General features: G+C 56.0%; 11 protein-coding genes and 1 other RNA gene. 4 read left to right on the top strand and 8 right to left on the bottom strand.

Features of this window, described 5'->3' with window-relative positions; genetic code table 11:
* Positions 1–312: 312 nt before the first annotated feature.
* The 5 genes from CPA57_RS08865 to CPA57_RS08845 all read right to left on the bottom strand — a co-directional run bounded on the left by CPA57_RS08865 (position 313) and on the right by CPA57_RS08845 (position 2,622).
* Positions 313–1,128 carry a TIGR00282 family metallophosphoesterase gene (locus tag CPA57_RS08865; protein ID WP_182082443.1) on the bottom strand — a complete coding sequence of 272 codons (816 nt, stop codon included), beginning with the start codon at positions 1,126–1,128 and terminating at the stop codon, positions 313–315.
* 3 nt (positions 1,129–1,131) lie between these two features.
* Positions 1,132–1,716, bottom strand: coding sequence for a 5-formyltetrahydrofolate cyclo-ligase (locus CPA57_RS08860; RefSeq protein WP_229709372.1), 585 nt, complete (start codon positions 1,714–1,716; stop codon positions 1,132–1,134).
* 5 nt (positions 1,717–1,721) lie between these two features.
* A non-coding RNA gene (gene ssrS, locus CPA57_RS08855) (6S RNA) lies at positions 1,722–1,881 on the bottom strand.
* Between the two features lie 103 nt (positions 1,882–1,984).
* The gene (locus CPA57_RS08850) at positions 1,985–2,377 is read right to left on the bottom strand and encodes a cell division protein ZapA (RefSeq protein ID WP_182082442.1); all 393 of its coding nucleotides are present in this window, start codon (positions 2,375–2,377) and stop codon (positions 1,985–1,987) included.
* Between the two features lie 5 nt (positions 2,378–2,382).
* Positions 2,383–2,622, bottom strand: coding sequence for a hypothetical protein (locus tag CPA57_RS08845; protein ID WP_182082441.1), 240 nt, complete (start codon positions 2,620–2,622; stop codon positions 2,383–2,385).
* Positions 2,623–2,743: 121 nt separating this feature from the next.
* On the opposite strand from CPA57_RS08845, the gene CPA57_RS08840 reads away from it, so the two are divergent.
* Both CPA57_RS08840 and CPA57_RS08835 read left to right on the top strand, forming a co-directional pair.
* On the top strand, positions 2,744–3,112 hold the full coding sequence (locus CPA57_RS08840) for a hypothetical protein (protein WP_182082440.1): 369 nt from the start codon (positions 2,744–2,746) through the stop codon (positions 3,110–3,112).
* Positions 3,113–3,161: 49 nt separating this feature from the next.
* Positions 3,162–3,740: a beta/alpha barrel domain-containing protein gene (locus tag CPA57_RS08835; protein WP_182082439.1), complete on the top strand. Its 579-nt coding sequence runs from the start codon at positions 3,162–3,164 to the stop codon at positions 3,738–3,740.
* A 17-nt stretch (positions 3,741–3,757) separates the two neighbouring features.
* On the opposite strand, the gene CPA57_RS08830 is transcribed toward CPA57_RS08835, so the two are convergent.
* The 3 genes from CPA57_RS08830 to epmA form a co-directional block, all read right to left on the bottom strand.
* A complete protein-coding gene (locus CPA57_RS08830) occupies positions 3,758–4,468 on the bottom strand; it encodes a hypothetical protein (RefSeq protein WP_182082438.1) in 711 nt (236 codons plus the stop codon).
* Positions 4,465–4,860, bottom strand: coding sequence for a hypothetical protein (locus CPA57_RS08825; RefSeq protein ID WP_182082437.1), 396 nt, complete (start codon positions 4,858–4,860; stop codon positions 4,465–4,467). The genes CPA57_RS08830 and CPA57_RS08825 overlap by 4 nt, the downstream gene beginning before the upstream one ends.
* 64 nt (positions 4,861–4,924) lie before the next feature.
* The gene (gene epmA, locus CPA57_RS08820; protein ID WP_182082436.1) at positions 4,925–5,926 is read right to left on the bottom strand and encodes an EF-P lysine aminoacylase EpmA; all 1,002 of its coding nucleotides are present in this window, start codon (positions 5,924–5,926) and stop codon (positions 4,925–4,927) included.
* Positions 5,927–6,053: 127 nt separating this feature from the next.
* Here epmA and CPA57_RS08815 point away from each other — a divergent pair, with 127 nt between their 5' ends.
* The gene (locus tag CPA57_RS08815) at positions 6,054–7,118 is read left to right on the top strand and encodes a lysine-2,3-aminomutase-like protein (RefSeq protein WP_182082435.1); all 1,065 of its coding nucleotides are present in this window, start codon (positions 6,054–6,056) and stop codon (positions 7,116–7,118) included.
* A 130-nt stretch (positions 7,119–7,248) separates the two neighbouring features.
* Positions 7,249–7,815: an elongation factor P gene (gene efp / locus CPA57_RS08810; RefSeq protein ID WP_077397251.1), complete on the top strand. Its 567-nt coding sequence runs from the start codon at positions 7,249–7,251 to the stop codon at positions 7,813–7,815.
* Position 7,816: the final 1 nt, after the last annotated feature.

The following is a 7,816-nucleotide window of genomic DNA, read 5'->3' as shown; positions in this document are numbered from 1 at the left end:
ATCAGCCTTCGCTAACGAAAACGCCGCCAACATATCCCTTCCAGTCTTTACTTTATAACCCATATTCTCTTTTCAATGACCACCCCGTCAGCCCCGAAACTTCCGCTCCAGCGCCGCCGGTGAATGGGCTTATACGCAGAACCCCCTACCCGCACAACCCCAAAAAAGAAGAAAAATCAAAAAAACTTCAAAAAACGTTAAAAAAACCTAAAAAGCCCCGTTTTTCCTTCCCGTCTCTCCTCCCCTCCCCCGAAATAGAAAGGGCCGGGTCATTCAAACCCGGCCCTTTCATCCATAAAGGTTCTCCTGCCCTCAAAAATTCGGCATGGAAGGCAGCAGGTCCCCTCCCTGACGGAACGGGCAAACTCGAATAGCCAACCCCGTTGTATCATCCGTTTCCACCATCAAGCCAGAAACAGTGGCCTTTCCTCCGGCAGGCTGGAAGCGTTCTGTCGGCACCTTCTTAAGCATTTTGCGAATGGCGTTCTCTTTTTCCATACCGATCACGCTATCATAGTCACCACACATACCCGCATCTGTCTGATAGGCTGTTCCACCTCTCAGAATACGATGATCAGCTGTTGGCACATGCGTATGAGTACCAACCACGAGAGAGACCCGCCCATCGTAAAGATGTCCAAAGCCCATTTTTTCGCTGGTGGTTTCTGCATGGACATCCAACACAGCAGCATGAACGGTTCCCCCAAGACGATGCTTGGAAAGAATCTGCTCCACGGCTCGGAATGGGTCATCCAGGGCATCCATGAAGACACGGCCCATCACATTGATAACTAGCACCTTCCGCCCACAAGGCAGGGTAACAACACAACTCCCCTGCCCCGGTGTTCCCTCAGGATAATTGGCAGGGCGGACAACAGCAGGAAGCTGATCGAGCTGTCCGATAAGGTCTTTCCGGTCCCACGCATGGTTGCCCAGCGTTATAGCATCCACACCACCATCCAGCAGGTCACGGGCGATCTGGGGGGACAGACCAAAACCGTGGGAGGCGTTCTCCGCATTCGCAACGACCATGTCCAGCGATAGCTCTTCTCGCCAGCCTTTTAGGCCCTCTAGAACAGCCTCACGCCCTGACCGGCCAACGATGTCTCCCAGAAATAACAGTCTCAATGTCTATCCTTCATTCTTTCTGATCTGAATAATCTCACGTTCCGTCACAATGACGGGTAGTCGATGATCATACTCATCCATAGGCAGGGCCTCTCTCTCCTGTGAGGACAGACCGTACCCTATGAGTGTGGCCTGCGGGTAAAGAGGCAAGGTTCGGTCATAATAACCGCCACCATAGCCAAGCCGCCCCCCCTGCCTATCAAACGCTACGAAAGGTACCAGAATAACATCAGGTTCCTTCCGTCCCCCTGTGGGGTGCCATGTCCCAAACCGCCCCTTTCGCATTGGGCGGTCACATCGCCATTCCCGGAAGATGAGAGGCTCTCCTTTAGGAGGTGTCTGCGGTAAAACGACACAATAACCCGCACGCACCAGCTGTTCACAAAGCGGGCGAAGGTCTGCTTCCCCCGGCAAAGGCCATGTAGCCGCAATCACGGTCGGCTTTATGTGATGAAGGCTGATCAGGAGGTTAGCGATAAGCTGCCGATTCTGCCGTGGCAGAACGGGCCGACGGGACGCCAGAATTTCCTGACGAATCATTTTTTTATCGCAAACGGATGGAAGAGGAAGCTGAGCCATAAAATCCATGAACTGGTGAAGCCGCCTTAGCCGTTGGTCTCATCAGCCCTCCCGGACCTGCTAGGGCAGGTGGGCACCGGTAATAACGTGACCACAGCCACGACAGAGCCAGTTCCCTTGGAAGTGCTTATCGGCCCAGAGGTTGATCGTGCCTGACGCACCAGGCAGCTTCGGCCCTCATATTGCACTCCTACCCGGTACTAGACAAGCACCGGAACGGTGCTTTCTATGGATCACGGCCATAGGCAGGGCCGGTATGTGGGAAATCGTGAGTATCTTATTCGCTAACTGCCACCTCATTGGCGGTAGCTGTCCCGGCCGACGGCTTGAGACCTTCCTCCACCCGGCGGAGCAAACTGGTTGCTATATCCGCCGCATCTGCCAAACGCCCCGCTGTCTGTTTGTAAGAGGCCTCAATCTGACTGCTGCGCGCCACAGCTGCCCGCTCTTCGTCCGTCATCTGCTTTTTACGGGCCTCATAAAGGTCATCAGTCGTGAGCAAAGCGACTAGAAACATAGCTTCGCCATCGCCCCGCGGCCCCAATGTCCTACGTACTTCCTCAAGACGCCGAGAGATGGAAGCAGCGAGGTCCTTCAAATACTCTTCTTCACCGTCCTGACAGCCAACCGTATAGCTAAGACCACCAACTGAAAGCGTTACCTGCGCCATATACCTTATCTTTCCTCTTCTGCTTCAGAGGATGCTGCCAACCCGGCCGTCTCTGCATCCATATCCAGAATTCCCCGCAGTCGGGCTTCAAGAGCATCAATTCTGGCAAGCAGAGCCTGTTTCATTTTTTTCTGCTCTGTACGTTCAGCCTCGCACTGAATCTCCTGCTGCTCCAGAGCAAAACCAAGCTGAACAAGAGCGATTTCCAGCCGCTCAAGGTCCGGATTTTTCTGCATGGCGCTCACCTGCTTTTTCTCCTGCACTGACATCCCTCACCTCGTAGCCTATGATACGCCCCTGCCACGGTAGAAGCAGGCCACCTGCATCCCCCATGAACCTATAGCCATCGTCCCAGATGGAGCCAGAATGACCGATCCTCACAGTGCGTCAAGCATCTTTCCATCCTTCCCCCGTCCCTTTATCACCATTTCTACCCGCACAACCCTCCTGAAAGTGCATCAACATTTTGCTGGACACCCCTTCACCATCCTCTCCCCTCTCCATGCCGGGGCCAGTCTAGGCATAGAGTGGTGGCTCCACCTCATCGGGGAGTCCAAGGCACCCTCCATTCTGGATTGTGGGGCCAGTGCCTCACTCGCTATCGAGGCCCTGCATAAAGGTATTGAGGGAGTCGTGTGCAGGGACTTCCGGGCTGGTCTACCAGACGACATGAGAGGACGCCTTTTCTCGCAACGCCCATCTGATACGAGCATCCCAACGCTGATGCTCCCCTGAAAGATGAAAGGCTGGTCAATACACAAACAATCTGCCACATCTGATTCCTATGAATCACTGTGACCTCTACCCTGTCATTCCTTCCCTCACTGCGCTGACAGCAGTGCAGGAGCAGCTTCCTTCTCTGCTAGCCGACGACTCTGTCACTGCCTTGCGGCTCTGTTTTGACAAGCCACTAGAACGCAAGCAGCTTGAAACCGTACGGCAGATGGCATGGGAACGGAATGTAGCCCTGATCCTGGCACCTGCCAGCCTCAATCTGATACAGGGTGTTTCCCTGAAAGACAGTGATGGGATTCATCTTGCCAGGCTACAGGATGTCAAAACCTTTGCTAACCGCAAGGACAGACCTGGCTCTTTTCAAATCGGCTGCACATGCCTGACGTTGGATGATGCTATGTCTGCTGGGGAGCAGGGTGCCGATTACGTCAGCCTCCCTGCTGTCAATCTATCCGCCCTGACACAATGGAGCGTGTTTGCAGAGCTCCCCGCCGTGGCTGAACATGTCTGCACCGCAGAAGAGGCCCGTGCCGCCGCACAGGCTGGGGCCGACTTTCTCGCCATCACGCTGGACCCGGCAGAAGATGGCCTAGCTCGTTTCGCAGCTGTAAGCGCAGCCCTCTCCTAACTCAGGCGAATCTCCCCTTACTGATAGGGGAGAATGGAGTCTGCCATATACAGAACACCATTGGCCTGCGGGTACCCTCCTCCGGTCAGCGTCACTGTGCCATCCTTGCCGATGACTTCCACACTGCCGAAGACTGTAGGCTTTAGAATCACGTCATGCCCCGGCCCAGCAAGTGTCGGCACCTGTACGCTGCCACCCTTTTTTGCTGCCTTACGCTGGATCGTAGGCATATCCCAATGCCCAACAAGAATCATCTGGCCAATAAAACCCCTCAAATAGCTACGCCCTGTAGGCCTCATAAGGTCCGGTTTAACCTCATGCTTGAAGGCCTCAAAAGGACCATTGGGAACAGCCAGCACAGTATAATTTTTCTCTCCCTCCAGCAGGGGCCAGTACCCAGCTCGTATGACGGCAGCCTCAAAATCGGCCATCTCAATAGAGCCAGAAAGATTGTCACTCAATGGCCTATCTTCAAAGGAAAATGCGGGCGGCACATGGTACTTGACCTGCGGATTAGGCGGCTCATCGGAAGAGGCCGGCTTATACGCCTCTTGAATACTCTTCGCCTCGGGCAAAGGTGCTGCATAAGAAGAACCACGCACAGAAAGAGGGTCCTGCCGGTTCGACGTTCCGCCGCCGCAGCCAGCCAGAGCAGAAAGAGCCATACAGGCTAGCCCCAGCTTTACAGGCAGCACCTGCCCACATCGCAACCTACGCATCAAACTCAACACCCCCCTCCATACAGCTTCCATCCCACAACCTTATCTTCCACCGCTTCAAATGTCGTCTGACAGGTAGAGCTGTAATAGCTGGGAGGAATACTGATGCCACCCCAGCCTCCCCCATACCCATAGCCATAACCGCCGCCCCAGCCCCAATCCCAACCGGAATACCCCGGGGAAAACTGCGTTTCCGTCTCGATATAGGACAGAAAATTATGCCCTTGAGCAACGTAGGTACGGGTAGGCACCCCAAAACGGCGCAAGACCTCTACAGTCGACTGTCCAACCATGGAATTCAGCACCTTCGGCCGCTGAAGAGCCGGTGCTGTACACCCTCCCAACAACAGAACGACCCCAAGAGCCAGCCATACCCCCTGTCCATATGCAGAGCGTTTCATACCCCCACCCCTTCACTCATCGATAATTTATCGACCATGCACTCTGGTTACAGAACCATTTCTGTCAGCTTAGCCAAAGAATCTCCTCAAGACGAGGGGCTCCCGTTGCCAGCATCACAAGCCTATCAAAACCCAAAGCAATACCAGATGTCGGAGGCATGTCGGGTAGAGCCTCAAGAAAGGCCTCATCCACTGGCCAATCCTGTTCCGGCGTAATCTGCATCCGCCGGACCCGGTCCGCTTCAAAACGCTGACGCTGCTCTTGCGGGTCTGTCAGCTCCTCAAACGCATTGGCCAGTTCCAGCCCAGCGGCATAAAGCTCAAAACGCAGAGCCACCCGTGGGTCAGCTGGGTCACGCTTTGCCAAGGCTGCCTGTTCGGCTGGCCAATGTGTCAGAAAAGTAGGACGCTCCCGCCCGATATACGGCTCAACCTTCTCCAGCAGTAAACGGAAGAAAAGGTCTTCCCAATCCTCCCCCTCCCGGAGCGAAACACCAGCCTCACAAGCAAGACGGGCCGCATCCCCGGCACTAGATAGCAGGTCCACCCCGACATAACGAGCAAAGGCCTCCTGCATCGTCATACGTTCAAAAGGTCGAGACAGATCCAGATCATCCTCGCCATAAAGCAGGCTAGGCGGCAAAAGAGAGCGCAACAAATGTTCCGTCTCATCCATAAGAGACGAGAGGGCCGCACCGGGGCGGTACCATTCCAGCATGGTGAATTCCGGCATGTGGGTCGCACTCCGCTCCCCATTGCGCCAGACACGGGCTAGCTGAAACAAAGGCTGCCCCGTTGCGGCTACGAGACGTTTCATAGCGAATTCTGGGCTAGTATGGAGGTGGCGCACCTCTGATGTACCGTCCGGATGGTCCAAAACGGTACGGAAACAGCGCAAATGCACTTCCTCACCCGGCACGGGCACGGCATAGGGCGTCTCGACCTCCAGATAGCCCCGCCCCTCGAAGAAAGCGCGCACGGCTTGCACCATCCGGGCACGTCGCCGCAGAAATGGCAAACGGTCCCGTATCCGGGCTGTTGTCTGCATCGTGCTGAAACGTCCCATCACCACCCCCTCCACTTTTTAACTTTCATGCCCAATCATCATCCCTCCCCTATAAAGCAGGCCTTCACGCAAGCGCCATAGTAGAGTCTTCTTGCGGAAAGCCGTCTCCTTTCGCTAGAGCAGCCTCATGCAAGACCCTGCCTCACCCTCCACACCACACAAAGCACTCCGCACGACACAAGCGCTTCTTGAGGCAGACCTCATCACGCCGGAACAAGTTCCTGCGTTGGAGGCTGTGGCGGATCGCTATGCCACCGCCATCCCCCCGGCTTTCCAACGGCTCATCACCCGCCCGGATGACCCAATCGGGCGGCAGGTCATTCCCGATGCACGGGAATTGCAGACCATGCCACACGAAAATGAAGACCCTATCGGCGATGAAGCCCTCTCCCCTGTGCCCGGCATCGTGCATCGCTACGAGGACAGAGCCCTGCTCAAACCGCTGCTTATCTGCCCGCTGTACTGCCGCTTCTGCTTCCGCAGGGAACATGTCGGCCCGGATGGTGGCCTGTTGGGGGAAGAGGCATTAGAAGCCGCCTTCCACTGGATTGAGACACATCCACAGATACGGGAAATCATCCTGACCGGCGGGGACCCGCTGATGCTCTCCCCTCGCCGGATGAAACACATCATCCAACGTCTGTCGGCCATCGCCCATATTGAGATTATCCGCATCCATAGCCGTGTCCCCGTCGCCGCACCGGAACGCCTGACAACGGACCTTCTGGATGCTTTGGAGACTGACCGTGCCCTCTGGATGGTCGCTCATATCAACCATGCCCGGGAACTAACCGAAGAAGCCCGTCTGGCTGTCCGGCAAATGCTCTGCCGGGGGATTCCTGTCCTCTCCCAATCCGTCTTGCTTCGGGGCGTGAATGACACAACTGAATCGCTGGAAGCCCTCCTGCGTGCGCTGATCGCTGCTCGCATCAAGCCCTATTACCTCCACCACCTCGATTCTGCCCCCGGCACAGCGCATTTTCACGTCCCGGTGGAAGAAGGCCGTGCCTTGCTGGAGAGCCTACGGGGCCGGGTCTCCGGTCTGATCTGGCCGACCTATGTCGTGGATATCCCCGGTGGAAAGGGCAAAGTACCCCTCGGGCCGGATTATCTCATCCACTCATCATCTGACAGTGCCTCCCCCCCCTCGCAAGCACGAGGAACGGATGGACAGCATTATCCTTTTACCTAGAGCGCGTAACAGGGAGCTTGCACACCCCCCGCCGACACGGCTAGAAGTCTCCCAGAGCGCCATCGCTCCCGCCTGTAAGGCAGGGAGCCTTGGGCAACACCGATCTTTTGCACGTACATCAGGAGCTGACATGAAACAGCAAGCCAACCTCATCCGGGCCGGGCAGGTCATCGAACATAACGGTCGCCGCTGGACCGTTCTTAAACAGCAGATTCTGACCCCCGGTAAGGGCGGTGCCTTCATCCAGGTGGAGATGCGTGACCTCGCCAGCGGCAACAAAAGCAACGAGCGGTGGCGTACAGCTGATACTGTCGAACGTCTCCTGACCGAAGATAATGACTACATCTATTCCTATATGGACGGCGACAACATCGTCCTCATGGACCCGGAAACATTCGAACAGACCATGCTGCCGAAGGACATCCTCGGTGATCAGCTCCCCTTCCTTCAGGACAACATGACAATCGGTGTCAAGCTGGTTGAGGGCGACCCCGTTGCCGTTACCCTGCCACCGCAGGTCACGCTGGAAATTGCTGAAGCCGACCCAGTCGTCAAAGGTCAGACTGCCAGCTCCTCCTACAAGCCTGCCGTGCTGTCCAACGGTGTGAAGGTGATGGTTCCTCCCTTCATCGAAGCTGGTGAGCGCATTGTCGTCCGCACGGAAGACGCCACTTACGTTGAGCGTGCCAAGGACTGAT

The organism is Bombella favorum (genome assembly GCF_014048475.1).
Classification (GTDB): Bacteria; Pseudomonadota; Alphaproteobacteria; order Acetobacterales; family Acetobacteraceae; genus Bombella; species Bombella favorum.
The sequence above is the reverse complement of the archived record's forward strand: the minus strand, read 5'-3'. Positions and strand labels throughout refer to the sequence as shown.

Excerpts from the sequence above, each read along its gene's own strand:
- CPA57_RS08815 (WP_182082435.1), top strand. The coding sequence starts at position 6,054 with ATGCAAGACCCTGCCTCACCCTCCACACCACACAAAGCACTCCGCACG.
- efp (WP_077397251.1), top strand. The coding sequence starts at position 7,249 with ATGAAACAGCAAGCCAACCTCATCCGGGCCGGGCAGGTCATCGAACAT.
- CPA57_RS08825 (WP_182082437.1), bottom strand. The coding sequence starts at position 4,860 with ATGAAACGCTCTGCATATGGACAGGGGGTATGGCTGGCTCTTGGGGTC.
- CPA57_RS08850 (WP_182082442.1), bottom strand. The coding sequence starts at position 2,377 with ATGGCGCAGGTAACGCTTTCAGTTGGTGGTCTTAGCTATACGGTTGGC.
- CPA57_RS08835 (WP_182082439.1), top strand. The coding sequence starts at position 3,162 with ATGAATCACTGTGACCTCTACCCTGTCATTCCTTCCCTCACTGCGCTG.
- CPA57_RS08840 (WP_182082440.1), top strand. The coding sequence starts at position 2,744 with ATGACCGATCCTCACAGTGCGTCAAGCATCTTTCCATCCTTCCCCCGT.
- CPA57_RS08860 (WP_229709372.1), bottom strand. The coding sequence starts at position 1,716 with ATGGATTTTATGGCTCAGCTTCCTCTTCCATCCGTTTGCGATAAAAAA.
- epmA (WP_182082436.1), bottom strand. The coding sequence starts at position 5,926 with ATGGGACGTTTCAGCACGATGCAGACAACAGCCCGGATACGGGACCGT.